23 protein-coding genes, 4 tRNA genes, 1 pseudogene and 1 riboswitch are annotated in these 26,602 nt (G+C 60.7%); of the genes and pseudogenes, 7 read left to right on the top strand and 21 right to left on the bottom strand.

What is annotated here, in order from left to right; all coding sequences use genetic code 11:
• Window positions 1-80 precede the first annotated feature (80 nt).
• The 8 genes from IB249_RS14635 to IB249_RS14600 form a co-directional block, all read right to left on the bottom strand.
• Window positions 81-773: a sensor histidine kinase gene (locus IB249_RS14635; protein ID WP_192305835.1), complete on the bottom strand. Its 693-nt coding sequence runs from the start codon at window positions 771-773 to the stop codon at window positions 81-83.
• Window positions 770-2,374 (bottom strand): tetratricopeptide repeat-containing response regulator, encoded by a 1,605-nt coding sequence (locus IB249_RS14630; RefSeq protein WP_192305833.1) that lies wholly within the window; start codon window positions 2,372-2,374, stop codon window positions 770-772. Before IB249_RS14630 ends, IB249_RS14635 begins: the two co-directional genes overlap by 4 nt.
• Window positions 2,375-2,668: 294 nt before the next feature.
• Complete coding sequence (locus IB249_RS14625; protein ID WP_192305830.1) at window positions 2,669-3,829, bottom strand: L-talarate/galactarate dehydratase; 1,161 nt, start codon at window positions 3,827-3,829, stop codon at window positions 2,669-2,671.
• A gap of 25 nt (window positions 3,830-3,854) precedes the next feature.
• A complete protein-coding gene (locus IB249_RS14620) occupies window positions 3,855-5,222 on the bottom strand; it encodes an MFS transporter (RefSeq protein WP_192305828.1) in 1,368 nt (455 codons plus the stop codon).
• A 195-nt stretch (window positions 5,223-5,417) separates the two neighbouring features.
• Complete coding sequence (locus tag IB249_RS14615; RefSeq protein WP_192305826.1) at window positions 5,418-6,464, bottom strand: LacI family DNA-binding transcriptional regulator; 1,047 nt, start codon at window positions 6,462-6,464, stop codon at window positions 5,418-5,420.
• 133 nt (window positions 6,465-6,597) lie between these two features.
• On the bottom strand, window positions 6,598-8,232 hold the full coding sequence (locus IB249_RS14610) for a GMC family oxidoreductase (protein WP_192305824.1): 1,635 nt from the start codon (window positions 8,230-8,232) through the stop codon (window positions 6,598-6,600).
• Window positions 8,229-8,783 carry a sugar dehydrogenase complex small subunit gene (locus IB249_RS14605; protein ID WP_192305822.1) on the bottom strand — a complete coding sequence of 185 codons (555 nt, stop codon included), beginning with the start codon at window positions 8,781-8,783 and terminating at the stop codon, window positions 8,229-8,231. Before IB249_RS14605 ends, IB249_RS14610 begins: the two co-directional genes overlap by 4 nt.
• 3 nt (window positions 8,784-8,786) lie before the next feature.
• Window positions 8,787-10,178 (bottom strand): cytochrome c, encoded by a 1,392-nt coding sequence (locus tag IB249_RS14600; protein WP_192305820.1) that lies wholly within the window; start codon window positions 10,176-10,178, stop codon window positions 8,787-8,789.
• A gap of 416 nt (window positions 10,179-10,594) precedes the next feature.
• Between IB249_RS14600 and IB249_RS30200 the strand changes: the two are divergent.
• Window positions 10,595-11,377, top strand: a pseudogene (locus IB249_RS30200) (MCP four helix bundle domain-containing protein); the annotation flags it as partial.
• A complete protein-coding gene (locus tag IB249_RS30195; protein ID WP_412548012.1) occupies window positions 11,372-12,235 on the top strand; it encodes a methyl-accepting chemotaxis protein in 864 nt (287 codons plus the stop codon). The pseudogene IB249_RS30200 and the gene IB249_RS30195, both read left to right, overlap by 6 nt.
• A 72-nt stretch (window positions 12,236-12,307) precedes the next feature.
• Here the strand turns inward: IB249_RS30195 and IB249_RS14590 are convergent.
• Window positions 12,308-12,384: transfer RNA gene (locus IB249_RS14590), tRNA-Arg, on the bottom strand.
• Between the two features lie 292 nt (window positions 12,385-12,676).
• Between IB249_RS14590 and IB249_RS14585 the strand changes: the two genes are divergently transcribed.
• Window positions 12,677-12,910: a hypothetical protein gene (locus tag IB249_RS14585; protein ID WP_192305816.1), complete on the top strand. Its 234-nt coding sequence runs from the start codon at window positions 12,677-12,679 to the stop codon at window positions 12,908-12,910.
• Window positions 12,911-12,932: 22 nt separating this feature from the next.
• Window positions 12,933-13,112: a PA3371 family protein gene (locus IB249_RS14580; protein WP_192305814.1), complete on the top strand. Its 180-nt coding sequence runs from the start codon at window positions 12,933-12,935 to the stop codon at window positions 13,110-13,112.
• Here IB249_RS14580 and phnN read toward each other — a convergent pair.
• The gene (gene phnN / locus IB249_RS14575; RefSeq protein ID WP_192305812.1) at window positions 13,087-13,659 is read right to left on the bottom strand and encodes a phosphonate metabolism protein/1,5-bisphosphokinase (PRPP-forming) PhnN; all 573 of its coding nucleotides are present in this window, start codon (window positions 13,657-13,659) and stop codon (window positions 13,087-13,089) included. The two genes, IB249_RS14580 and phnN, sit on opposite strands and share 26 nt — an antisense overlap.
• Window positions 13,660-14,045: 386 nt before the next feature.
• On the opposite strand from phnN, the gene IB249_RS14570 reads away from it, so the two are divergent.
• A complete protein-coding gene (locus IB249_RS14570) occupies window positions 14,046-14,372 on the top strand; it encodes an Arc family DNA-binding protein (protein ID WP_192305810.1) in 327 nt (108 codons plus the stop codon).
• A gap of 98 nt (window positions 14,373-14,470) precedes the next feature.
• On the opposite strand, the gene mgtE is transcribed toward IB249_RS14570, so the two are convergent.
• A complete protein-coding gene (mgtE, locus tag IB249_RS14565; protein WP_192305808.1) occupies window positions 14,471-15,913 on the bottom strand; it encodes a magnesium transporter in 1,443 nt (480 codons plus the stop codon).
• Window positions 15,914-16,233: 320 nt separating this feature from the next.
• Here mgtE and IB249_RS14560 point away from each other — a divergent pair, with 320 nt between their 5' ends.
• Window positions 16,234-16,746, top strand: coding sequence for a cell envelope protein SmpA (locus IB249_RS14560; RefSeq protein ID WP_192306401.1), 513 nt, complete (start codon window positions 16,234-16,236; stop codon window positions 16,744-16,746).
• Window positions 16,747-16,765: 19 nt separating this feature from the next.
• Here IB249_RS14560 and IB249_RS14555 read toward each other — a convergent pair.
• From IB249_RS14555 to ltaE, 7 genes are all read right to left on the bottom strand, one after another.
• Window positions 16,766-16,842: transfer RNA gene (locus IB249_RS14555), tRNA-Arg, on the bottom strand.
• 71 nt (window positions 16,843-16,913) lie between these two features.
• Window positions 16,914-16,990: transfer RNA gene (locus tag IB249_RS14550), tRNA-Arg, on the bottom strand.
• Between the two features lie 108 nt (window positions 16,991-17,098).
• A tRNA-Ser gene (locus tag IB249_RS14545) sits at window positions 17,099-17,189 on the bottom strand.
• Between the two features lie 62 nt (window positions 17,190-17,251).
• Window positions 17,252-17,440, bottom strand: coding sequence for a carbon storage regulator CsrA (gene csrA, locus IB249_RS14540; protein ID WP_002554426.1), 189 nt, complete (start codon window positions 17,438-17,440; stop codon window positions 17,252-17,254).
• A 186-nt stretch (window positions 17,441-17,626) separates the two neighbouring features.
• The gene (locus IB249_RS14535) at window positions 17,627-18,868 is read right to left on the bottom strand and encodes an aspartate kinase (protein WP_192305806.1); all 1,242 of its coding nucleotides are present in this window, start codon (window positions 18,866-18,868) and stop codon (window positions 17,627-17,629) included.
• 91 nt (window positions 18,869-18,959) lie between these two features.
• Window positions 18,960-21,584, bottom strand: coding sequence for an alanine--tRNA ligase (gene alaS, locus IB249_RS14530; RefSeq protein ID WP_192305804.1), 2,625 nt, complete (start codon window positions 21,582-21,584; stop codon window positions 18,960-18,962).
• Window positions 21,585-21,730: 146 nt separating this feature from the next.
• Entirely contained in the window at window positions 21,731-22,735 is a 1,005-nt protein-coding gene (gene ltaE / locus IB249_RS14525) for a low-specificity L-threonine aldolase (protein WP_192305802.1), read from the bottom strand.
• Between the two features lie 185 nt (window positions 22,736-22,920).
• A riboswitch (FMN riboswitch) is annotated at window positions 22,921-23,091 on the top strand.
• Window positions 23,092-23,193: 102 nt separating this feature from the next.
• On the opposite strand from ltaE, the gene IB249_RS14520 reads away from it, so the two are divergent.
• Window positions 23,194-23,706, top strand: a complete 513-nt coding sequence (locus IB249_RS14520; protein WP_192305800.1) for a 6,7-dimethyl-8-ribityllumazine synthase — start codon at window positions 23,194-23,196, stop codon at window positions 23,704-23,706.
• Between the two features lie 151 nt (window positions 23,707-23,857).
• Here IB249_RS14520 and astE read toward each other — a convergent pair whose 3' ends face one another.
• Genes astE through astB form a run of 3 tightly spaced genes read right to left on the bottom strand, consistent with a single transcriptional unit; the run spans window position 23,858 to window position 26,537 of the window.
• Entirely contained in the window at window positions 23,858-24,868 is a 1,011-nt protein-coding gene (gene astE / locus IB249_RS14515; protein WP_192305798.1) for a succinylglutamate desuccinylase, read from the bottom strand.
• Window positions 24,869-24,880: 12 nt separating this feature from the next.
• On the bottom strand, window positions 24,881-25,171 hold the full coding sequence (locus IB249_RS14510; RefSeq protein ID WP_192305796.1) for a topoisomerase II: 291 nt from the start codon (window positions 25,169-25,171) through the stop codon (window positions 24,881-24,883).
• A 19-nt stretch (window positions 25,172-25,190) separates the two neighbouring features.
• Window positions 25,191-26,537 (bottom strand): N-succinylarginine dihydrolase, encoded by a 1,347-nt coding sequence (gene astB / locus IB249_RS14505; RefSeq protein WP_192305794.1) that lies wholly within the window; start codon window positions 26,535-26,537, stop codon window positions 25,191-25,193.
• Window positions 26,538-26,602: the final 65 nt, after the last annotated feature.

The following is a 26,602-nucleotide window of genomic DNA, read 5'->3' as shown; positions in this document are numbered from 1 at the left end:
TTGTAGTGCAAGCCGCGAACGGCGACCGTACAAAATAGGCTGCACCTGTTCGGAATATCAAGCAGCGAAAAACAAAAACATCACGGCAGATAGAGGCTGAACACACCGCCGCCCAACGGACCACCATTGCTGATCCGCGTGTACCCGCCCACGCCGTTGCGCTGGTGCAACGCCGCAATCCGTCCGGCGAAATACAGGCCCAGGCCGGTACTGCCACTGCTGTGGTTGATGCCCTGCACGTAGTCTGCCTGACGCTCGATCATCTCGGTCGGATACCCGTCGCCATCGTCATTGATCGTCAGCACCAGTTGCCCGGCTTCATCGCTGACACTGATCAACACCGCGTGGCGAGCGTAACGAACGGCGTTATTGATGCAGTTGCCCAGCACCGACGCGATCAGCTCCCGGTCGAAAAAGCCCAACGGGCTCAGCGGGTCCACTTCATAAGTGGCCATGATGCCGCGACTGGCGAACACGTCCTGATGACAGGCCAGCTGCGCCTCGATGAAATCGTCCAGTTCGTGATAGGCCGGTTGCAACGGCATCTGGTTGACGCCGAGCTTGTACAGCCCCAGCAGCTGCACGAGCATGCCGTTGAGGTGGGCGAACTCGAACTCGATCACGCCCTGCTCCGGCGTCTGCCCCTGTGGGTCGGGCAAACGTTCCAGCCATTGGCTGTGGGCCTGCATCAGCAAGGTCAGGGAGTTCTTCATGTCGTGCACGGTGGAGGCAATCACCGTGGAAAAATCCAGTGACGGGTCGTCCTTGTTCATTCGCCAAACGCCTTGATTTTCAGTTTCTGGTAACGCGGGAAGCGCGCATCGGTGTCCGGCATCAGGCCGACCATTTTCAGGCAGGCCCGACACTCTTCCAGTTCCGCCGACGGCACACTGGTGTCCGTGCCATGCAGCAGCGACTGCGCCATGTTCAGCGCGATACTGATGTTCTTTGGCTGCATCGCCAGGGCTTTGCGGAACACGGTCCGTGCTTCCGCCAGGTTGCCGGTCTTGTACACCCGCACGCCCTGTCGGTTGAGATCGGCTGCCGCATTGCTGGAGTTGAGGATGTTGGGGTCATCGGTCAGCTTGGCGATGCCTTTCATCACGTTCGGGTCGTCGCCGTAGATTTCGGCGCAGTTTTTCAGCATCGACGCCCCCGCATCGGCCTGGCCGAGCATCTGCAACTGCTTGGCCACCAGCAGCGCAGCTTCGGCGCTCATGAACTGCTCCATGCCATCGAGGCGCAGCATGGCTTGTTCGGTGAGTTTGTCCGCGGTTTCGGCATCGTTGAGCAACAGGCTGGTGGCCTTCATCAGCCGTGCACGAATCTGCAGGCCCGGGTCACCGGGGTTTTCCTTGGCCACGGCGCTCAGGGTGGTGTTGATCTCCAGGCGCGTGCGGGTATCCAGCCCCCTGTCACTGCCTTTGCTGATCAGGGCATGGGCCAGGCCGAGGTTGCTTTCGGCATCCTTGAAACGCGATTGTGCGCCCTGGCTGACCGCCTGCCGGTACGCCCGAGACGCCGTGTCGAAATCTTCGTTGGCCATCGCCAGCTTGCCCAGCAGCGCCTGGCGGCGCACGGCCAGCGGCGACAAACGAATCGCCTCCTCCAACACCTGCTGCGCGCCCTTGGTGTCACCTTCGGCGACCAGCACATCCGCCATGCCGTCGTACAGCGCCGGCATCATCGGGAACACCTTCAGGGCTTTTTCATAGACGCCCTTGGCCTGGGCGACTTGTCCGCGCTTGAACAGCAGTTGACCCAACCCGGCAAAAGCCCAAGGCAACGGCCGGTCGGCAATGATGCTGTCGTACAGGCGCTCCAACGCTTCATTCTGATTCAGGTCTCGCAGGGCATCGGCGCGGTAGCGCAGGCACAGTGGCGAATAGCGGATGTCCTGCTTGCACAGGGCGATGCAGGCATTGAGCACTTCGGCCGGTTTGCCACGGTCGAGGGCCTGCAAAATCGGCTTGAGCAAGGTCTTGCGCTGCTCCAGGCGCTCCAGGCGCTGGGCCAGGCCCGAGCGGTTGAACGGCTTGGTCAGATAAGCGTCGGGCTCGTGCTCCAGGGCGCTGAGCACCATGGCCTGGCTGGTCTCGGCGGTGACCATGACGAACACGGCTTCATGGCTGATCAATTTTTCGGACATCAGGTCTTCGAGCACCTGCTGTCCATTTTTCTTGCCGTCGCCGAGATGGAAGTCCTGCAGGATGAAATCGTAGGCTTTCTGCGAACACATCTTCAGCGCCTGCTCGCCGGTGTCGGCCGTGTCGACGTCCTTGACCCCCAGTTCGCGCAGCATGGAGCGGACCGAGCTACGGAAATCGGAGAAATCATCGACGATCAGAAAACGCTTTTGGTGATACGACAGCATCGAAGATTTCCAGGCAATTTTAAGTAGAAGATCATGGCTGTCCACGTTATCGGCCAGCAAGGCCGTTCACTTGAAGGAATGGGCACGCAAATGTCTTCCACCGCCAAAAATCATCGGATGCTCTACAGCGCGACCGGCGTCACCCGTCTTGCGCGGTCGAAATAGCCCTCCAGATTTTCGAAGACCAGATCCGCCATCGCCTGGCGCGTCACCTGCGCACCCGTGACGGGTGTGCTCAGCACGAGCCATAAACGGTCGCCCGCTGCGCCACGACAGCGAACGACCGACGGTGGGTCACGGACGCGTGCCGACCTCGGCTGCCTGCGCCGTCCAGGGTTTGACCTGCTCGCTGAGGGTCAGCCCCAGGCCCGGCCGGGTCGGCACCAGCATGCGGCCGTCGCGGGTTTCCAGGCGTTCGTTGAACAGCGGCTCGAGCCATTCGAAGTGCTCGACCCACGGCTCGGTCGGATAAGCCGCCGCCAAGTGCACGTGCAGCTCCATGGCGAAATGCGGCGCCAGCATCAAACCGGCCTGCTCGGCCATGGCCGCGACCTTCAGGTACGGTGTGATGCCGCCTACCCGTGGCGCATCGGGCATCAGGAAATCGGCGCCGCGCAACTTGATGAACTCGGCATGCTCGGCGACGCTGGTGAGCATTTCACCGGTGGCAATCGGCGTATCGAATTGCTGCGCCAGCGCGGCGTGGCCTTCGGCGTCGTAGCAATCCAACGGTTCCTCGATCCAGATCAGGTTGTACGCTTCGAACTGACGGCACATGCGCTGGGCCGTTGGGCGATCCCACTGCTGATTGGCATCGACCATCAGCGGGAATTGGTCGCCCAGGTGCTTGCGCACGGTGCTGACGCGCTGGATGTCGATGGCGCAATCCGGTTGTCCGACTTTCAACTTGATCCCGCCAATGCCCTTTTCCCGGGACAGGTCGGTGTTCTTCAACAGTTGATCCAGCGGGGTGTGCAGGAATCCACCGGAGGTGTTGTAGCAGCGCACCGAATCACGCTGGGCACCCAGCAGGCGCGCCAGCGACAGGTTGGCGCGCTTGGCCTTCAAGTCCCACAGCGCCACATCGAACGCGCCGATGGCCTGGGTCGACATACCGCTGCGCCCTACCGAGGCGCCGGCCCAGCACAGCTTGGTCCAGAGCTTGGCGATGTCGCTGGGGTTTTCACCGATCAAAGCGGGGGCAATTTCCTGGGCGTGGGCGAATTGCCCTGGACCGCCTGCACGTTTCGAGTAGCTGAAGCCCAGGCCGCGATGGCCGTCGATGGTTTCGATTTCCGCGAACAGAATGGCGATCTCGGTCATCGGCTTCTGCCGACCGGTCAGAACCTTGGCATCACTGATCGGGTTGGCCAGCGGCAGGATGACCGACGACACGCGCACCCAGGCGATACGGTCGTCATCGGAGGACTTGATGGAAGGTTGTTGTGCGAGCATGGGGCTCTCCTTGGATTGAAAAGGCTCAGGAACGGGACGGTTCGGAATTCAACGAGGCGTTTTCGACGGGCTGCGCCGCCGGGTCTTCAAAGTCATCGAGCTCCAGGCGCTTGAGTGGGCCGACGATGAACAGGTAGGCGAACGCGCCCAGCAACCCCATCCCCGCCACGTACATCAGCGCGACGTCGAAGGAGCCCAGCTGGTTGATCATCACGCCGATGGCGATTGGGGTGACGATGCTGGCCAGGTTGCCGCAGAAGTTGAACATCGCCCCGCTCACGCCCATGGCCCGGGCCGGGGAAACATCGCCGACGATGCACCAGCCCAGGTTGCCGACGCCCTTGGCAAAAAAGGCAATCGACATCACCAGAATGACCAGGGCAATCGACTGGGTGTAGTTGGCGATCACGATGCTGCTGGAGAGCAGCAGCCCGCAGATGATCGGGGTCTTGCGTGCGGCAGTGAGGCTGAACCCCTTGCGCAGCATCCAGTCCGACCAGCCCCCGCCGATCATGCCGCCCAGGCATCCGGCGATGGGTGGAATGGCCGCTACCAGACCGACCTTGAGCATGGTCATGCCCTTGGCTTCGATCAGGTAGGTGGGGAACCAGGTCAGGAAAAACCAGGTGATGGACGTCAGGCAGAACTGGCCCAGGTAGATCCCCGCCATCATCCGGTTGCCGCCGATGGCCTTCATTCTTTTCCAACTGAAGGGGGTCTTCACGTCACCGAGGGTGGGCAGGCCGCCGCCGGCTTCGATGTAGTCGATTTCCGCCTGGTTGACGCGCTTGTCCTTGCGCGGCTCGTGGACCATGCGAAACCACAGCAGGCCAATCAGAATGCCCGCGCCGCCGGTGACCCAGAACACATGCTGCCAACCCCAGGTACTGACCAGCCAGACCATCAGGGGGGTGAACGCGGCCAGGGCAAAATACTGGGCCGACTGAAACACCGCCGTGGCCAGGCCACGCTCGTGACGCGGGAACCACATCACCGTCAGGCGGTTGTTGGCCGGGAACGCTGGCGCTTCGGCAATTCCCATCATGAAGCGCAGGACAAAGAGTGCGAGGAAGGCCGAGCTGAACAGGTCGACGTAACCCTGCAGAAACGTGAAGACCGACCAGATGATCAGGCTCATGCCCAGCACAAGCCGGGAGCCGAAGCGGTCGAGAATGATGCCGCCCGGGAGCTGCATCGAGGTGTACGCCCAGCCGAATGCCGAGAAGGCAATGCCCATGGTCATGGCGTCGAAGCCAAGATCGGTGCGCATGCTGGGGGCGGCAATCGACAGCGTTGCCCGGTCAACGTAGTTGAACACCGTGACGATGAAAATCATCACAAGGATGAGATAGCGGACGTTGGTCTTCGCTATCGACTGCGTGGGATTGATCACTGTTGTTTTCCTTATTGTGAGTTGCAGCGGTGAATCCGTATGGCCCTTGAAGCTCCCGTGAACAGCTGATGATTGCGCAATCATTATTGGTTTTTAAAAAGGTCACCCTCGGCAAAACAAGGCGACCTTCGAATCGATACTACACTGATTGCGCAATCATTCAACCCTGCACCTGTCGCCAAACCGATTTTCGGTTCAGGTGCTGGCGCGGTCGATGAGGGTGAAACCGGTGTCGATGCGCACCGGATCATGCTGGGACGTCGGGTTTTCGAAGCGCTCCAGAAGCGCCTGGGCCACACGCAGGCCAATGGTTTTGCCGTCGACGCTGACGGTGGACAGCGCCGGGTAAACATGTGCCGCACTGCTCAGGTCGCCGAAGCCCATGACGGCGAGATCTTGCGGCACCTTCAATCCGCGACTGGCGGCCTCGGCCAACACGCCTTGGGCGACGGTGTCGGAACTGCAGACGACGATCTCAGGTTGCGTGGGCTGATCCAGCAGCCGTTGCAGACCTTCGCGTCCGACTTCCAGCGTTGCCGGTGGCGCCAGGACTTCCATGGGCACCTCGCCAACGCCCAGTCGCTTGAGCTCGGCGATCAGGCTGTGGCAACGACGCAAGCCCCGGGGGTCGCTGATGCTGACCACGGAGAAGCGCTTGTAGCCCTTGGCGACCAGATGCCGAGCGGTCTGCTCCCCCACTTTCTCATGGGAAAAACCCACCAGCATGTCCAGGGGATCTTCACTCAGGTCCCAGGCCTCCACCACCGGAATACCGGCTTGCGCGAGGCGCAGGCGACTGGATTCGGTGTGCAGGGTGCCGGTCAGCACGATGCCATCGGGGCGTCGTCCGAGGACGGCTTCGAGCAGTTTCTCTTCCTGTTCCGCCGAATAACCGGTCAGGCCCAGCAGCGTCTGGTAGCCCGCCTGGGTCAGACGGTCCATCAGCGCTTGCACGGTGTCGGCAAAAATGGAGTTGGCGATGGTCGGCAGGAAAATAGCCACCAGGCGGCTTTTGTTACTGGCCAGGCCACCGGCCAGCATATTGGGCACATAACCGGTCTGACGCACCGCTTCACGGACTTTTTCGCGAGTGTTTTCGGAAACCAGTTCCGGCCGGTGCAACGCCCTGGACACGGTCATCGGCGAAACCCCGGCGACCTTGGCCACATCGATCAGGGTCAGGCTGGAAGGCGTCCTGGAGGCTGATGGGTCAGTGGAGAGCGCTGCGGGTTTCTTGGCCATGAACAGTTCCGAATGCGCGGCGCAGTTTCCTGGCGTCGCAAAAAAGCAGTAGGTGAAGGCGCCCAACTTAACAAAGCCGGGCTGATTATTCACGATACTGCTTTTATTTCGAACGCACGGGACAACCCGCGAGTCAGACCTCGCCCACCAGCACGTCGGCGATGCGGATGCTCAACGCCGCACCGGTCAGTGTCGGGTTCACGCAGGAGGACGATGGCATCACGCTGGTCCCGGCGATGAACAGGTTCGGGTGGTCATGGGTTCGGCAATCGCGGTCGACCACCGAGTCCTTCGGATCGTCGCCCATGATGGTCGTGCCCATGATGTGCTGACGGTTCTGGAAGCCCACGTCGGTGCTGACGATGTCGGCATCGAGCAGTTTGGCGAACTGCTTGAAGTCTTCCAGCGCCTTTTCTTTGCCGGCGTGCCAGTAGTCCGGCACGCTGTAGTAGATTTCCGGCACCGGCAGGCCAATGGCATCGAACTTGGTCTTGCTCGGCGTGACGCGGTTTTCCGGGAGCGGCAGGGTTTCGAAGTCCACGGCCCAGTTCAGCGAGCGCGCCGATTGCAGTTGGATCTGCTCATCCAGCCTGGAGCCCAGCACGCCTTTGGCGATCAGGTTCGAGGTGATCTGCGAGGTCGGCACGGTGTTACGGACCTTGATCTTGTAGCTCGGATACTGCTCGCGGAACGCACCATCGCGGCTGTTCAGGTAGACCAGCAATTGCGTCGGCCCCTGGCCCGGCCACATGTCTTCCTTGGTCATGACGTTCATGCTGATGCCGGTGTGGTCCATCAGGTTGCGCCCGACCTGATCCGAAGAGTTGGCAATCCCGTTCGGGTATTTGTCCGATGTCGACATCAGCAACAGCTTCGGCGATTCGATGCCGTAGGCCGCGAGGACAAAGGCGCGGGCGGTCAGCTTGTGCTTGGACTTGTCGGGGCGCATGTACCAGATGGCGGTGATTTTGCCATCGTCGCCGGCTTCGATCCTGTACACGACCGAATTGTCCAGAACCTTGGCGCCATGGCGCTCGGCCTCATCGATGTGCATCGAACCGTCGTACTTGGCGGCCGTCGGGCACACCGGGTTGCAGTTGTTGTTACCGGCGCAGGGCGGGCGCTTGCCGTAGGGTCGGGTGGCTCGACCATTGGGTTCGAGGATCGGGTTGTAGCCGCCCTTGCTCAACAACTCGGACAGGCGCTTGAACATGTAGCTCGGTTTCAGCCCTTCCATCGGATACGGAATCGAACGCGGCGGGAATGCTTCGCCGCCCTGCCCGCTTTCATCCTGGCCATCGACACCGGAGACGCCCAGCTCGAGTTCGGCGCGGGCGTAGAACGGCTCCAGTTCGTCATAACTGATCGGCCAGTCACGACCACGGCCGTAGAGCGATTTGAGGCGGAAGTCGTTGGGCAGCATGCGCCACAGGGACGAGCCGAAGTGCCAGGTGGTGCCACCGACCACTCGCAGGTAGGAGGTGTTGTATTTCACCGGGCCGACCTGTTGCAGATAGTCGCCGTACGTGGACGGCGCGTGAGGCAGGCTCGGGTACGGCGAACCCGCACCCTGCAGCTTGGCGTTGGCCAGCGACAGCTTGACCGGGGCATTGCGGAAGGTCTCCACGACGTCACGGCGATTCACCCGAGGACCGGCCTCGAGCACGATCACCGACTTGTTCGCCTTGGCCAGGCCCGTGGCGATCAGGCCGCCCATGACGCCGGAGCCGATGATGACCACATCGGCATCGAATTGATCGCTGCTCATACTTTCGCATCCTGAATAGCTGCTGGTTTGGCGCCCCATGTAGCCGGGCCGCCACCGTAAGTTGGGATGATGAGAATGCCGTGGGTCGGCAGGTACATCATGGCTTGGGAATAAGCGACCAGCTCCGCATCCGCCGGCTCTCCGACGATGCCCAGGTACCAGGCCGAGATGATGCTGGTGGCCGTCGCCTTCAGCGACGCATCCGCGTCGGGCTGGGCCAGGTACTCATCGACATGCTTGTAGCCCTTGGCCTGGATCAGTTGTTTCAGGGCCAGGGCATTGGTCGAGAAATTCGGCGCGCGCTTGTCCAGCGCGGCGTAGTAGCGCGCGGCCAACACCGGGTTGACCGGGCGACTGACCAGAAACTGCGACAGCGCGATGAAGTCGTCACTGGAAACCTGCGCGGCCAGCACCGACTGCCAGGGCATTGCGCCGCTGACCAGCGCCGTCAGCCCAAGGGCCACGGAACCGCGCAACAGATTGCGCCGGGAGAACCCTGTCGGGGCTTCGGCTTGAACCGGAACTTGCTTGTGCGTCATTGAAGTGTCCATTACTCAGGCTCCCTTGCGACGACGGGAAAACACCAACAGGCCGATCAGCACGCACACGAGGATGACTGCCGGGACCGTGAACTTCGCCAGCACCGCCAGCGGCGCCTTCGGGCCACCTTCACGGACCAGCGCCACATCGGCCGCCGAAACGACGCGATCGGCATTGCCGTAGCGCGACAGCACGTAGTTGCTGACGTCGGCAATCTGCTGATCGTTCAGGCGGTCGGTGAACAGCGCGTCCGGGCCAAACCCGGGCATGTCGATGGCCACGCCGCCGACTTCGCGATGCACGCCGTACACGATGGTCGCGATCAGGTTGTCGCTGCGCGCGGTGGCGGTGTTGTTGAACAGCGACGGAAATTCCTTGTTGCCCTGGCCGTTTGGCTGGTGACAGTTGGCACAGGTGCCGCTGAAAATGTGCCAGCCCGGGTTGTCTTCGGGCTTGCCGCCGCGCAGGGTCAGCTCATCGGCCGACGCCTGACCGTACTCATGGCGGGCCTTGGCCTCGCCGGTCTTGATCGGCGTGGTCTGCAGCAGGTAAGTGGCGATGGCCTTGAGATCGGCGTCGCTCAGGTATTGCAGACTGTGCTCGACCGCCTCGGCCATGGGGCCAGCGGCCTGGGCCTTGCCCTCGACATGCCCGGTGCGCAGGTACGCGACGAGCTCGTCGCTCGACCAGGCGCCAATACCGCTGACCTTGTCGGAGGTGATATTGGGGGCATACCAACTGCCCAGCGATCCGCCGGCCAGCGGCTTGCCACTGTCAGCCGCCATCAGCAGGTTGCGCGGGGTGTGGCAGGTATCGCAGTGAGCCAGGCCGTTGACCAGGTAGTCGCCACGGTTGACCTCGGCCGACTTGGCCGGGTCCGGTGTGAAGCGCCGCGTGCTGTGGAACAGGGCGTTCCAGCCGATCATCGAGGCACGGACACTGAACGGGAAGTCCAGCGCGGTTTTCCGGTTCGGCGTATCGACCGGCTGCACTTCATGCATGAAGTAATCGTAGAGCGCGGCGATGTCGCTGTCGGTCATCTTCGAATAGGAGGTGTACGGCATTGCCGGGTACAGGTGGGTGCCATCAGGCGTGACGCCATCCCGTACGGCGCGGGCGAATTGCTCGGCGGTGTAGTTGCCGATACCGGCGGTTTTCGAAGGCGTGATGTTGGTCGAGAAGAGGGTGCCCATCGGCGAGCTGAGCGAGTAGCCACCGGCAAACGCCTTCCCGCCCGGTGCGGTGTGACACGCCACACAGTCGGCGGCTACAGCCAGGCGCTTGCCGGCGGACGAGGCGCTGTCGAGTGACTCGCCACGGGCCACGCCGGCCGTGGCGAGCGTCAGCGTAATCAAACCTGCAAAGGCATACGCCCTGCTTTTTCCTTTATCAATGCGACGCGGCATGAGTCCTTCCCCAGGCAACTGCTTTGGTTTTTTCACGGTTGTGAAAAACAGGAACACCTGTCCCCTTCACCTTGAAAACCAAGATCAAGAGGTACGATGTCGTATGAATTTGCGGGGAATATTTCACACAATGTAACACTTGGCAACAAGAAGAAAAGGCCAAGTGCCATCTTTTGTATGTTTGTGCTGAATGCTCTAAATCGGCACTCTCAAGGATTGTTGAGAAAAATATCGCGCTTTAACATGCGGATTCCGCAGAGAAACCGGGCCATTTTTGTTACAAAAAATGGCAAAAAAGTAGCAAACAACCCTACAGACTTTCGGGCTTCTGCCGAAAGACGTACGACGACTTGATTTTTTTCTGGACGAGTTTCGACCCGGAACTCCCCGCCCGCCAATTGCCCGCAGGATGCCTTATGAGTTGGATCAATGACGCAAAACTCTCGACCAAATTGATCACAGCCTTTGCGCTGTGTGCCTTCATCACGTTGGGAGTCGGCCTGCTGGGCAGCCGGGGCGTGAGTGAACTCTCGACAAGCTTGAGGTCGGTGTTCAGCAACAATCTGGTGGCTGTCGCCGGCATCGCGCAGACCAAAATCAAGGCAGTTGGACAGACCCGCGACATGTATCGGCTGTACGTCGCCACGGCCGCCGGTTTGCCGCAGAGCACCAAAGACGAGTTCCTCGCGTCGATGAAGGCCAACCAGCAGGCGAGCGAAAAAGCCTTTGTCGAGTACAGGAAAACCAGGCTGGCCGACGACGAGCGAGCCGCGGGCGACAGGATGGAAAAAGTCTGGCCGGTGTATCAGGCGATCGTGCAAAAGTACCTGGAACTGATGAAGGCCGGCGACCTGGAGAACGGCCGCCTCCTGCTCATGGGAGATTTGCAGAAGACCTACCGCGTGGTCATGGACGAATTGACCATCATGTCCGAATCCAACGACCTGCAAGTCAGTGAAGCGGCCAAGAATTCGGTGCTGTCGGAGTCGTCGGCCAAGACCTCGCTGTACATCGGCATCGTGCTGGCCTTCATCGCCGCGATCCTGCTCGGCCTGTTCATCAGTCGCCTGATCAGCCGTCCCATCGCCTACGCCGTTGCGAGCGCCCGCAGCATCGCCGGGGGTGACCTGACCCAGCACATCACCAGCACCGGCCGCGACGAGGCCGGCCAACTGCTCACGGCACTGGCCGACATGCAGGGCAGCCTGAAAAACACCATCGAGCAGATCGCCAGCGCAGCCGACCAGTTGGCGTCCGCCGCTGAAGAGCTGACTGCCGTCACCGACAATGGCAGCCGTGGCTTGATCCGCCAGAACGACGAGATTCAACAGGCCGCCACCGCCGTCACGGAAATGACCTCCGCCGTGGAAGAAGTGGCGCGCAATGCCGTCTCCACTTCAGAGGCCTCCCAGGCGACCAGCCTGCAAGCCAGCAATGGCCGCGACCAGGCGCGAAATGCAGTCGCGGCGATCAACAATGCCACGACCGAAATCGCCACCTCCACCACCATGGTCAAGGATCTGGCTGAACAGGTGCGGGACATCGGCAAGGTGCTGGATGTGATTCGCGGGATCGCCGAGCAGACCAACCTGCTGGCACTGAACGCCGCCATCGAAGCGGCCCGGGCCGGCGAACAGGGTCGCGGTTTTGCCGTGGTCGCCGACGAGGTCCGTGCCCTCGCGGCCAGGACCCAGGCCTCGACCGGCGAGATCGAAGGCATGATCAACAGCGTTCGCAACAGTGCCGACGAAGCCGTGGGCGCCATGGGTAAAAGCCAGTCGCTGGTCAGCGAAACCCAAAGCCTGGCGCAGGCGACGGGCCAGGCACTGGAGCTGATTGCCGACGGCATTTCCCAGATCAACGACCGCAACCTCGTGATCGCCACAGCGTCCGAAGAACAGGCGCACGTGGCGCGGGAAGTGGATCGCAACCTGGTCAACATCCAGGACCTTTCCACGCAAACGGCGGCAGGCGCACATCAGACCAGCGCTTCAACCCAGGAACTGTCCAACCTGGCGGCCTCGTTCAATACGCTGGTCAGCCGTTTCCGGTTGTAACGGCGCGGTTTGATGGGCAAGGGAAGCTGAAGCGTGACAGTCAGCGCGCAATCGCGCTGGCTGGCTGAAGAGTGGTGTCCCAGGGCAGGTTCGAACTGCCAACCTTCCCCTTAGGAGGGGGATGCTCTATCCAATTGAGCTACTGAGACAAGAGTCGACCACGAGAAACGCGGTGCGATGGACGGCGTGCATGTTAACGGGCATGCCTGCGTTTGTCATGTCGTCCGTGGGGCTTTTTAAGTGTAGGCAGGCGCCCTCCGGCAGGGCGGGATTTGTTTGTCGGGCAAATTGCATCACTGCAAAATGCTATCAATGCAAATTGCAATGCGAGCACTTCGACATACCCTCCTAACGTACTGTTTTTAAATGATTTAATAGACGTTAGACTGTTGGCACGCCGGCTGCTTCCGTTGTTCGCAAAGAACAATGGAGGCCCGCCTCATGAACACAGCCCTTTTACTTTCGAATGCCGTCGCCCTGGCGATTGTGCTGGGCTTTCATTTTGCCCCTGAGAACGGCGCTGAGCCGGTGGCCCAGCACATGCCGCACTACCTGCAATTGCAGAAGGCGCCGCAGTGGGCGGTGCAGGGCAGCCAGCATGAGGTGATCGGCCAGCCAGTCACCCAGGACAGTTATTCGCAACCGGCGCCCTCTTCCGAACGCCTGGTATTTTGACCCCACACCGAAGGAGCACAGCATGTCCAAGTCAGCCGCGGGATTTTTCATTCTCGCCCTTCTGAGCGGGATTCTTCATTTGTCCCTGTTCCAGGATTCAATGGTCACCCTGCCCCTGATTGCCTGCGGTGTGTTCTCGGTGCTGTTCGTGCTGGCGCTGATTGCCGGTCGCAAGATCAAGTTCGATCCGGTACTGCGCTGATTTTCAGCACGTCCATCAAATGGTCGACCGTCGTGCCAAGGTCGGCGGAGTTGTCCAGGCGATAAATGCGGGTATCGCCCACCTCATCATCAGCCACGAACATTTGATTGCGCCGCAATCGCGCATCAATCTCCTCCGGGCTTTCACGCCCACGCCGCAGTAGCCGCTCGCGCAGCACATCATCGGTGACCGTCAACAGAATCGGCAGCAGCTTCGGGTAACGCGCCCGTGCCTGGCTCAGATGCCCCCGAGAGCCGTTGACCAGCACATCGCGACCCTCCAGCAGCCATTGATCGACCGAAACCGGGATCGCGTAATCCAGGCCATTGGCATGCCAGTGCAACGCATAGTCGCCTTGCTGCTGGCGGCGCGCAAATTCTTCGCGGGAGACGCCAATCGCATCCTCCCCCACCGCTTCCGCCGAACGCGTGATGATCCGGCGCGCGACTTCGCAGCCCTGCGTCAGCAACCGCTGCCGCGCGGCCTCGATAAGGCTGTCCTTGCCGGACCCTGACGGCCCCATCAGGTAAATCAGCCTGCCATCCATCCTGAATCAACCCCTATGATCGAATTGCCACTAGTAAATCGGCCATTTGCCACTATTCTGTATAAGATAAGGAAATGTGACGGAGTTCGCATTGTTTGCCCCTTCGGAGGTCTCCGGACACCGCCTGTCGGGCAACAGGACGCGGTCAGCGATACGGATCGAGGTGCGCTTTTCAAACCAGTCCGCATTTCTGATAATTGGTGCTGGCATAAAGCCTTTATCCGGTTCAATATTTGTCACAGAATTGACGCCAATGATCTGGCTACTTTGAGGCATGATGCGAGCCTCTTTCAATTCAGGTTGAACATTTGGCCGAAGTGCTTGTCCTATCAGACATCGTGCGGCCAATCCCGAGAACCGCTCCCCTGAACTAACCGGTTAAATATATGCGCCCAGCGAAACAGGCAATTTATTCCAGCCGTACGGCTGACAAGTTTGTCGTACGTCTGCCAGACGGAATGCGTGAACGCATTGCCGAGGTGGCCCGCAATCACCATCGCAGCATGAACTCCGAAATCATTGCGCGCCTGGAGCAGAGTCTTATTCAGGAAGGCGCACTGGGTGAAGAGCTGAGCATGCGACTGGACAGCCCTGAGCTGTCTTTGCATGAACGAGAGCTGCTGCAACGCTTCCGCCAACTTTCCCATCGCCAGCAAAACGCTCTTGTTTCGCTGATTGCCCATGACGCCGAAATGGCCGCAGACGCCTCCTGATTCAACTGAACGCTCAAAGCCAGCCTGACCGCTGGCTTTTTTTTGCCTGAAATTCAGGCCAAAAAAAACCCGCCAGTGGCGGGCTTTCGTATGAAGCGTCAGAGCAGGAAGATCGTTGCCAGCCCCAGGAAGATAAAGAAGCCGCCGCTGTCGGTCATTGCCGTGATCATCACGCTGGCGCCCATCGCCGGATCGCGCCCCAGGCGCGCCAGGGTCATGGGGATCAGCACCCCCATCAACGCGGCCAGCAGCAGGTTGAGCGTCATGGCGGCGGTCATCACCACCCCAAGCGACCAACTGCCGTACAACATATAGGCGACGACGCCTATCACCCCGCCCCACACCAGGCCATTGATCAACGCGACCGCCAACTCCTTGCGCATCAGTCGCGAGGTATTGCCGGTGCTCACCTGGTCCAGCGCCATGGCGCGAACGATCATGGTGATGGTCTGGTTACCGGAGTTGCCGCCGATGCCGGCCACGATCGGCATCAGGGCCGCGAGGGCCACCAGCTTCTCGATAGAACCTTCAAACAGACCGATCACACGGGACGCAATGAACGCGGTGATCAGGTTGACCGCCAGCCAGGCCCAGCGGTTGCGCAGGGACTTCCAGACCGACGCGAAAATATCTTCCTCTTCACGCAGACCCGCCATGTTGAGAACTTCGCTTTCGCTCTCTTCACGAATCAGGTCGACCATTTCGTCGATGGTCAGTCGACCGATCAGCTTGCCGTTCTTGTCGACCACCGGCGCCGAGATCAAGTCATAACGTTCGAACGCCTGGGCGGCGTCGTAGGCATCTTCGTCAGGGTGGAAGCTCACCGGGTCACTGGCCATGACCTCCGAGACCTGCTTGTCCGGATCGTTGACCAGCAGGCGCTTGATCGGCAACACGCCTTTGAGGATGCCGTCGTAATCGACCACGAACAATTTGTCGGTATGCCCCGGCAGCTCCTTGAGCCGCCGCAGGTAGCGCAGGACCACTTCGAGACTGACATCCTCGCGGATCGTCACCATCTCGAAGTCCATCAGCGCACCGACCTGTTCCTCGTCATAGGACAACGCGGAGCGAACGCGCTCACGCTGTTGCGCATCGAGGGTTTCCATCAGCTCATGAACGACGTCGCGCGGCAGCTCGGAGGCGAGGTCGGCGAGTTCGTCGGCGTCCATGTCCCTGGTCGCCGCCAGGAGCTCGTGATCGTCCATGTCGGCGATCAGGGTTTCACGGACCGCATCGGAGACTTCGAGCAGGATGTCGCCGTCACGATCAGCCTTGACCAATTGCCACAGCGTCAGACGATCGTCCAGCGGCAGGGCTTCAAGGATGTAGGCGACGTCGGCGGAGTGCAGGTCATCGAGCTTGCGTTGCAGCTCGACGAGGTTTTGCCGGTGAACCAGGCTCTCGACCCGGTCTTGATGCGGACCTTCCTGGCGATGAGTCAGGTCTTCGACGACCCGCTGGCGCTGCAACAGCTCAACGACCTGAGCGAGGCGATCCTGCAGGCTGTCTTGTGTTTTCTTTACTTCAACTTCGGACATAGGCGAACTCCACTCCCAGCAGCGGAGCACGCCGGGAGGATCAATCAGTCAATTCTTGATTGGAACAACGGTTTACTGAATTTCTACTGGGTAAGTCCATGGAGGTATTCCACAAGCCCCGGCGGGGCTGACGGGCGCAATGATACACCGCCCGACGGTTTTTAACGTTAAAAAATCTTGGCTGAAACAAGCGCTTGCGAGACAAACCTGAGCGTCATCCTGATTCATGAAGATGCGACGACTCATTCTGAAAAGAAAACACACCCGCGCTGAAAAATGTACGGACTAACCTTGTGTCAGACCGTCATGGAGGACGTTTGATGCCATCGGATATACATTCTTTTCTGCTGACCACCCTGCTCTGCCTGCCGATCCCGGCAGGGGCCGCGACGGTTCACCGATGCGAGTCCACGGCTGGCCAAATCACTTTCACCACTCAGGGCTGCGCGACCGGGGAGAGTCTCTCGTTGCAGGAGGTGCGCACGTTCATACCCGGCAGCATCGTCGCACTGATGCCGGAGGCTGACCCGCGCAAGGCACCCGAGCACCTCAGGAAGGAGCCCACGGTGGTGGGTCAGAGCAAGGACGCCTGCGGAAACCTGATCAGCGCCCGGGAACGCCGGGAAGCCATCATGAACCAGCGGATTGTCGCCGGCATGAGCCAGCAGGATGTCGAAAGCGCGCTTGGCAGGCCCGACAGGATTACCGTGCGCAACGCTGCCACGAGCTACCGCTACGACACCCGGCAGGGTCGCAGCGCTCACGTCGAATTCGATGAGAAAGGATGCACGAAAGGAAAAGCCAAATCCCGGACAGCAAAAAGCCCGCGTTAAACGCGGGCTTTCTGGTGTATGGTGCACTCGACAGGATTCGAACCTGTGACCGCTCGGTTCGTAGCCGAGTACTCTATCCAGCTGAGCTACGAGTGCATGTGTGGTTTTATACCAGATCACAACTGGTTGAAGCCAAGTCATTTACATCACTGCAAACAACTCTTAAATGGTGCACTCGACAGGATTCGAACCTGTGACCGCTCGGTTCGTAGCCGAGTACTCTATCCAGCTGAGCTACGAGTGCATTTGTTGCCGCGCATTATAGGCCGTCAAATCTTTTTGTAAAGCGCTTTTTTCTAGTAATTTCAACAACTTACCGAAGAAGCCAGATTACAACGTACTAAGCGAATAATGGCGGAGAACGGGGGATTCGAACCCCCGACACCCTTTTGAGGTGTACTCCCTTAGCAGGGGAGCGCCTTCGGCCACTCGGCCAGCTCTCCGCAACACGGGGCGTATATTAACCAGCTTCTTCCCCGTTTGCAAACATAAAAAACGATAAAAATTAATGGCTTGGTTCTTCGTCCTTCTCTTTCTTTATACGCAGGTAAATTTCCTCACGGTGCACCGCAACCTCTTTCGGTGCGTTGACACCAATGCGTACTTGATTTCCTTTGACGCCGAGCACGGTCACGGTGATTTCGCCATCACCGATAATCAGGCTTTCTGCGCACCGACGAGTCAGAATCAGCATACCTATCTCCTCACGCATTTCATTTCAGGGACAACAGTCTGCAAAAAAAAGGCATTCGACCGACAACCTGAACGATCGCTGCCCTACATGCCTGAGTATTGACCAGCGCAGGCAAAAGAACAGTTTCCAGCTGCGCCATTCAAAAAACAAAAGGGCGCGGTCAGACCGCGCCCTTCGGCAAACGCATCACTCGCCCTGGCGGGCCGGTGCGTCCAGTTCGAAAGCCGTGTGCAGAGCGCGCACAGCCAGTTCCAGGTATTTCTCTTCGATCACCACGGAAACCTTGATTTCCGAGGTCGAGATCATCTGGATGTTGATGCTTTCCTTGGCCAGGGATTCGAACATGCGGCTGGCCACGCCCGCGTGCGAACGCATGCCGACACCGACGATCGAAACCTTGGCGATCTTGGTGTCACCCACCACTTCACGTGCACCGATTTCACGCGCCGTGTTTTCCAGCACGCCCTGGGCGGCCTGGTAATCGTTGCGGTGCACGGTGAAGGTGAAGTCGGTGGTGTTATCGTGCGCAACGTTCTGCACGATCATGTCGACTTCGATGTTCGCGGCGCTGATCGGGCCGAGAATCTTGAACGCAACGCCCGGGGTGTCTGGCACGCCACGGATGGTCAGCTTGGCTTCATCGCGGTTGAAAGCGATGCCGGAAATGATCGGCTGTTCCATGGTTTCCTCTTCATCGATAGTAATGAGGGTGCCCGGACCCTCCTTGAAGCTGTGCAGTACGCGCAGCGGAACGTTGTACTTGCCGGCGAACTCGACCGCGCGGATCTGCAGCACCTTGGAACCGAGGCTGGCCATTTCCAGCATCTCTTCGAAAGTGATCTTGTCCAGGCGCTGAGCCACGGACACCACACGCGGGTCGGTGGTGTAGACGCCGTCGACGTCGGTGTAGATCTGGCATTCGTCAGCCTTCAGGGCTGCCGCCAGCGCCACGCCGGTGGTGTCGGAACCGCCACGACCCAGCGTGGTGATGTTGCCGTGCTCGTCGACGCCCTGGAAACCGGCGACCACCACCACACGACCGGCCTTCAGGTCACCGCGAATCTTCTGGTCATCGATCTGCAAGATACGCGCTTTATTGTGAGCGCTGTCCGTCAGGATCCGCACCTGGTTACCGGTGTAGGACACGGCCGGCACGCCGCGCTTGATCAGCGCCATGGCCAACAGTGCAATCGTCACCTGCTCGCCAGTGGAGACGATCACATCCAGTTCACGCGGAACCGGTTGATCTTCGCCGCTGATTTGCTTGGCCAGATCGATCAGACGGTTGGTTTCGCCGCTCATTGCAGACAGCACAACCACCAGGTCATCGCCGGCATCGCGGAATTTCTTAACCTTGTCGGCGACCTGCTCGATTCTCTCGACAGTGCCGACCGAGGTGCCTCCAAATTTCTGTACGATCAAAGCCATTTCAAAGCCGCCTCTGCCCATGAAGGGCGCCCAAATAATCACTCAAACAGTGAGCCGGCCCGCCACTAGACTGCGGGCTGGACACACTGCCTTATAAACCCTGCTCTACAAACGGAACGGTCAGGGCCAGTGCGGCATCCAGTGCGCCGGCGTCGGTACCGCCGCCTTGCGCCATGTCCGGACGACCACCACCCTTCCCGCCCACTGCCGCAGCGGCCTGCTTCATCAAATCACCGGCTTTGAGTTGGCCAGTCAGGTCTTTGGTCACGCCTGCAACCAGAACGACCTTTTCCTCATGGACACTGCCGAGCAGGATCACTGCGCGGCCGAGTTTGTTTTTCAGTTGATCGACCAGCGCCAGCAGCGCCTTGCCGTCCTGCCCGTCCAGACGCACGGCCAGCACCTTCACACCCTTGACGTCCAGGGCAGAGGCCGACAGATCGTCGCCCGCCGCGCTGGCCGCCTTGGCTTGCAACTGCTCGAGTTGCTTCTCCAGCAGACGGTTGCGCTCCAGCACAGCCGACAGCTTGTCGATCAGGTTGTCGCGGCTGCCCTTGACCAGGCTGGCCGCTTCCTTGAGTTGTTCTTCAGCCGCGTTGAAGTAAGCCAGGGCTGCCGCACCGGTGACGGCCTCGATACGACGCACACCGGCAGCCACACCGCCTTCGCTGATGATTTTCAGCAGGCCGATGTCGCCGGTACGGTTGGCGTGGATGCCGCCGCACAGCTCGACGGAGAAATCACCGCCCATGCTCAGCACACGCACGTTGTCGCCATACTTCTCGCCAAACAGCGCCATGGCGCCTTTCTTCTTGGCGGTGTCGATGTCGGTTTCTTCGGTTTCAACGGCGGAGTTCCTGCGGATCTCGGCGTTGACGATGTCTTCCAGCGCCTTCAGTTGTTCAGGCTTGATCGCCTCGAAGTGGCTGAAGTCGAATCGCAGACGCTGACTGTCGACCAGCGAGCCCTTCTGCTGGACATGATCGCCCAACACCTTGCGCAACGCGGCGTGCAGCAGGTGCGTGGCCGAGTGGTTCAGCGAAGTGGCGTGACGCACGTCGGCTTCAACGTGGGTTTCAACCGGCGAAGCAATGGTCAGGCTGCCCGACGCCTGCACACCGTGGTGCAGGAACGCGCCACCGGTCTTGGTGGTGTCGCGCACATCGAAACGACCGTTGCCGGCCTGAATGAAACCGCAGTCGCCGATCTGGCCGCCGGATTCAGCGTAGAACGGCGTCTGGTCGAGCACGACCACGCCTTCTTCGCCTTCATTCAATACGTCGACCGATTGCCCGTCCTTATAGAGCGCCACGACTTTCGCCGAACCGCTGGTGGCGTGGTAACCGGTGAATTGGGTGTCCACGTCAACCTTGACCAGGCTGTTGTAGTCCATGCCGAAGGAGCTGGCGGAACGGGCACGGACGCGCTGGGCTTCCATTTCGCGTTCGAAGCCCGCTTCGTCCAGGGTCAGGTTGCGTTCGCGAGCGATGTCGCCGGTCAGGTCCATCGGGAAGCCGTAGGTGTCGTAGAGCTTGAACACCACGTCGCCCGGCACCACGTCGCCCTTGAGGTCGGCCAGGTCCTGCTCGAGGATCTTCAGGCCCTGCTCCAGTGTCTTGGCGAACTGCTCTTCTTCGGCTTTGAGCACGCGCTCGATGTGCGCCTGCTGGGATTTCAGCTCGGGGAAGGCTTCGCCCATCTCGGCGACCAGGGCCGCGACGATCTGATAGAAGAAACTGCCCTTGGCCCCCAGCTTGTTGCCGTGACGGCAGGCGCGACGGATGATACGGCGCAGCACGTAACCGCGGCCCTCGTTGGACGGCAGCACGCCGTCGGCGATCAGGAAACCGCAGGAACGAATGTGGTCGGCCACCACTTTCAGCGACGCTTGGGCGTCGTTGGTGCAGCCGATGGCCTTGGCCGATGCGTTCAGCAGGCTCTGGAACAGGTCGATTTCATAGTTCGAGTGAACGTGCTGCAGCACGGCACTGATGCGCTCCAGGCCCATTCCGGTGTCCACCGACGGTGCTGGCAGCGGGTGCAGCACGCCATCGGCAGTGCGGTTGAACTGCATGAACACGTTGTTCCAGATTTCGATGTAGCGGTCGCCGTCTTCTTCCGGCGAGCCTGGCGGGCCACCCCAGATGTCGGCGCCGTGATCGTAGAAAATCTCGGTGCAAGGACCGCACGGGCCGGTATCGCCCATGGTCCAGAAGTTGTCGGAGGCGTACGGCGCGCCCTTGTTGTCGCCGATGCGCACCATGCGCTCGGCCGGAACGCCGATCTCCCGGGTCCAGATGTCGTACGCCTCGTCATCGCTGGCATAGACGGTGACCCAGAGCTTTTCCTTCGGCAGGTTCAACCACTTGTCCGACGTCAGGAAGGTCCAGGCGTAGGTGATCGCGTCGCGCTTGAAGTAGTCGCCGAAGCTGAAGTTACCCAGCATTTCGAAGAAGGTGTGGTGACGGGCGGTATAACCGACGTTTTCCAGGTCGTTGTGCTTGCCGCCGGCGCGCACGCATTTCTGGCTGCTGACGGCGCGGGTGTACGCGCGCTTTTCCTGGCCCAGGAAGCAGTCCTTGAACTGGTTCATCCCCGCGTTGGTGAACAGCAGGGTTGGGTCGTTGCCCGGAATCAAAGAGCTGGAGGCTACACGGGTGTGGCCTTGCTCTTCGAAGAAGCGAAGGAAGGCTTCACGGATTTCTGCGCTTTTCATTAGGTTCTTCCACGGAGGCTGCGGCCAAAGGCCTGTTCGAAACGTCAACAGACGAAGCGACGGCAAAGGGCCGCATTATATCGGCCCTGCGCGCGGGGTACAGCGTGTTTATACGATAGAAACGGTCAATTGGACGGCTAACGCGATCAGTTACGCGAAAACTCGACGAATGTCGCGACGACTTGCTCGATTTGGGCGCGGCTGACGTCCATGTGGGTAACCATTCTCAGACGGGCGGCCGCGCTGAGCTTCACACCGCGTTCGGCGGCTAAGGCCTTGAGTGCTTCGGCCCGGTCGCCGATCTGCACGTACACCATGTTGGTCTGCACCGGTTCGACGTCGTAACCGGCTTCGCGCAGGCCCTCGGCCAGCCATTGCGCGTTGGCATGGTCGTCGGCCAGGCGCTCGACGTTGTGGTCCAGCGCGTACAGCCCCGCAGCGGCCAGCAGCCCGGCCTGGCGCATGCCGCCGCCGACCATCTTGCGCAGGCGTCGGGCCTTGGCGATCAGTTCGCTCGAGCCGCACAACACCGAGCCCACCGGCGCACCCAGGCCCTTGGACAGGCAAACCGACACCGAATCGAAATGCTGGGCGATCTCGCGAGCATCCACCCCGAGCTTGACCGCCGCGTTATACAGGCGCGCGCCGTCCAGATGCAGTTGCAAGCCCTGTTCGCGGGTAAACCGCCGCGCCCTGGCCAAGTAGTCGAGCGGCAGCACCTTGCCCTGCATGGTGTTTTCCAGCGCCAGCAAGCGGGTACGGGCGAAGTGGAAGTCGTCCGGCTTGATCGCCGCCGCCACCTGGGCCAGGTCCAGCGAACCATCGGCCTGCACTTCCAGCGGCTGTGGCTGAATCGATCCGAGCACCGCCGCGCCACCGCCTTCGTACTTGTAGGTGTGTGCCTGCTGGCCAACGATGTATTCCTCGCCCCGCTCGCAATGCGCCATCAAGCCCAGCAGGTTGCTCATGGTGCCCGTCGGCACGAACAGCGCCGCGGCAAAACCCAGCCGTTGTGCCAGCTCGGCTTCCAGCCGATTGACCGTCGGGTCTTCGCCATAGACGTCGTCCCCCGTGGCCGCCCTGGCCATTGCGTCGAGCATCCCTGGAGTCGGTTGGGTGACGGTGTCGCTGCGAAGATCGATAACGCTCATGAATCTGGCCTCGGTAGCAGGGAAAAGAAGGATCAAGGTGGGATTACTGCGGTCATCCTGCGCATTAATCAACCCTTGGGTGCGCCTGAATCAACAAAAAAATCGATGGCAATCATCTGAAAGCATCGATGCACAGGCGGGAAAGATGTGTTAAAAACGCAGCGCCGCCAGACATTCTGACGGCAAAACGTTCTCAGGGCGGGGTGCAACTCCCCACCGGCGGTAATTGCGCGCAATGCGCATAGCCCGCGAGCGCTTGGTGGCAGCACGGCTTCGGCGGTGCCTGGCGACAAGGTCAGCAGACCCGGTGTGATTCCGGGGCCGACGGTCACAGTCCGGATGAAGAGAGAACGGGATTGACGCCAAAGGGCCGTGCGCAGGCATCCGTGCGAGTGCGCGTACCCTTAGATCCCCTTCGATTCATATGCCCTGTTTTTTATTTAAACAGGAGTCAGAACTTGCAACCCACCGCAATCGACAGCAAAAGCAAACACCCTCAGGGCGAGCGCGTTGCGTTCATCCAGGCCTGCTGGCACAAGGATATTGTCGACCAAAGCCGTAAAGGCTTCGTCGCCGAAATGATCGCCCAGGGTTACCAGGAATCGGACATCGACTTCTTCGAAGTCGGCGGCGCCTTCGAGATGCCTCTGCACGCCAAGCTGCTGGCCAAGACCGGCCGTTACGCCGGCATCGTCGCCGCTGCGCTGGTGGTGGATGGCGGGATCTACCGTCACGAATTCGTCGCCCAGTCGGTGGTCAGCGGCCTGATGCAGGTCCAGCTGGAAACCGAAGTGCCGGTGTTCTCGGTGTCCCTGACCCCGCACCATTTCCATGCCGGTGAAGAGCTGCACCACACCTTCTTCTTCGAGCACTTCGTGCACAAGGGCCAGGAAGCAGCGAAAACCTGTGCCGATACGCTGAGCAAGGTACGGGCACTGCGTCGCAGCGAGCCGCGTGCGGTGGCGGTCTAAATACACTCAACGGCCGGGTGGGGCCTTAGGCTTCACTCAGTCCACTGTGGAAGCGAGCCGGCTCGCGAAAGCGGTTTAACAGCAACGATGATGTCGTTTGTTGGTCCGCCTTCGCGAGCAGGCTCGCTCCCACAGTTGTCATGGGTGGTGTTCAGGCCAGGTTCTCGTCCGTGGCCGGCACGATCAGGATGCCGGCGCGCAGGCCGTTCTTGACCTTGGGGTTGGGGAAAATGATGCGAGCGCCCTCTTCCTCGATGATCCAGCGCGTCTGGGCGATGTCCTCGGCCAGCAGGTAACCCGGTTCCAACTCGGAAAAATTCTCGATGTCCGCCGGCAGGTTCAGGCGGAAGCTGTCACTGTGCTTGATGATTTCCCGCGCCACGCTGAACAGCTGCAAGCCGTCCAGCGAGGTTTCGTCGAGCGCCGGTTCGTTGCCTTCGATGATCTGCTTGAGGCGGGTTTCCAGCAGGCTCACGTTGACCCCCGCGTTCTGGCCGAACGGCCGCGCCTTGCCCAGTTCCAGGGTGAAGGACTCCGCCCCCAGCTTGTCGTAGGTGTAGGCGCTGAAGACGATGGACGGCTTGTTCTGCAACAGCACCGCTTCCATGCCGGCGGCACGCAGGCGAGCCAGTTCCTGGCGGGAATGCTGGCGGCCTTCCTTCCAGGGGTACAGCGCGAACTGCTCGATCTTCGAGCCACGAATCGCCGTGTGCAGGTCGTAATGCAGGCGCTCGCGGTCCGGGAGGCTGAAGAAACTCGCCGCCAGGCGCTCCAGCTCGCAGGCGCGCAAGGCTTCAGAACCGCTGCTTTGTTCGTGACGGCCATTGAACAGCCGATTGACGTCCTGCTCGACGAAACGCTCGCCCTTGCGAATCGCTTCCGGGTTGCCGAACAGGAACAGGATACGGGCGCGCGGCTTCAGATCGCCGCGAGCGATGTCATGCAACAGCCGATCCAGCAGCTCGATCGGCGCTGTTTCATTGCCGTGGATACCCGCTGACAGCAGCAGGTCCAGGCCATTGTCACGGGCCTCCGGAGGCCGGACCTCCAGCGCGCCTTCGCTCAACCAGCGCATGCGCACGCCTTCGACAGTCAGTTGAGTCTTCTCCGCCGGTTCGCGGCCGGCGAGGGTCAGTTCAAGCAGTTTGCCGAGGGCGAGCATAGAGCGGTTTCCTTAGTGGTCGTGATTGCAGTCCGGGCCGTGAACGTGGCCGTCTTCGTCGCCGACGTCAGCCGGTTCCATTTCCAGTTGCAGACTGACCAGATTAGTTGCCAATGGGCGCAGCAGCAGGTTGGCGTATTCGGCGTCGCCTTCCTCGACGTCCACACCGATCAACAACTGGCCACGGCCGTCTTGCTGGATCCACAGCTCCTTGCCTTGCCACAGGACCGCGACGCGGGTGCAGGAGGTTTCCAGTTGCGTGCCGTCGGTGTCTTCAAGGATCAGCTGCAGGGTATCGCTCATGTTTTTTACGCTCTCGACTTCAATTGATCTGGAAAGGATAAACCGCGCCCAGTTTAAGGATTTGTGTCAGTTCATCCAGTGCCGTCCGGCACTCAAGCAGCAATTGCGGGTCCGCCAGATCGGTTTCGGTCATGCGGTCGCGGTAGTGCCGGTCAACCCATTGGGTCAACGTGTCGTACAACGGCGCGGTCATGATAACCCCTGGGTTGACGGCCGCCAGTTCGGTTTCGTTGAGCGCCACGCGCAGCCTCAGGCAAGCGGGGCCGCCGCCGTTCTGCATGCTTTGCTTGAGGTCGAAGACTTTGACCTCGCGGATCAGGCCGCCCGAGCGGGTCAAACCTTGCAGGTATTGCCAGACGCGCTCGTTGCCCTGGCACTCTTGCGGCACGATCAACAGCATGGAGCCGTCGGCACGCGACAGCAGCTGGCTATTGAACAGGTAGGAACGCACCGCGTCCTCGACGGTGACCGCCGAACGCGGTACGCACACCGACTGGAATGTCCCGCCGACCCTGGCGAGCTTGCCCTGCAGCTCGGCCAGCATCTTGTCGGTCTCGAGGAAGGCATCCTCGTGATAGAACAGCACTTCGCCGTTTCCGACCGCGATCACGTCGTTGTGGAACACGCCCTGGTCGATCACCAGCGGATTCTGCTGGGCATACACCACGCCGTCATCCTTCAGGCCGTGCAGACGTGCCACCGCCTGGGAGGCTTCAAGCGTCTGGCGGGCCGGATATTTCTGCGGCGCCGGGTAGCGGGTGTCGAACGCGCTGCGGCCAAACACGAAGAACTCGACGCCGGCTTCGCCATAGTCACGGCAGAAGCGCGTGTGGTTGGCCGCGCCTTCATCACCGAACTGCGCCACCGCCGGCAACGCCGCGTGGTGAGCGAAGTGCTGCTGATTGGCGAACATCGCTCCCAGCACGCGACTGGTGGTCGGGTGTTCGATGCTGCGGTGATATTTGCAGTTGAGGTTGGCGGCGGTGAAATGCACACGGCCGTCGGCAGTGTCGGCACTCGGGCTGACCGTGGCGGCGTTGGCCACCCACATGCTCGAGGCCGAGCAACTGGCAACCAGCAACGGCATCGCCTCCCGGGCGGCCCGCTCGATCACTTGCGCATCGGTGCCGCTGAAGCCCAGGCGACGCAGGGCGCCGACGTCAGGACGCTCCTGCGGTGCCAGCACGCCCTGCTGAAAGCCCATGTCCATCAACGCTTTCATTTTCGCCAGGCCTTGCAGCGCGGCTTCCTTGGGGTTGGAAGACTGCTGGCTGTTGCTCTGGGACGCGACGTTGCCGTAGGACAAACCGCCGTAGTTATGGGTCGGCCCCACTAGACCGTCAAAATTGACTTCACAGGATTTCATCAGCGAGGCTCCACGAGAATCTGTTGTTATAGGCATCAGGTGACAATTGGTTAAGACCGCGTCGC

Origin of the sequence: Pseudomonas sp. PDM04 (assembly GCF_014851765.1) — a bacterium.
Taxonomy (GTDB): domain Bacteria; phylum Pseudomonadota; class Gammaproteobacteria; order Pseudomonadales; family Pseudomonadaceae; genus Aquipseudomonas.
This window is presented reverse-complemented; position numbering and strand designations above follow the sequence as displayed.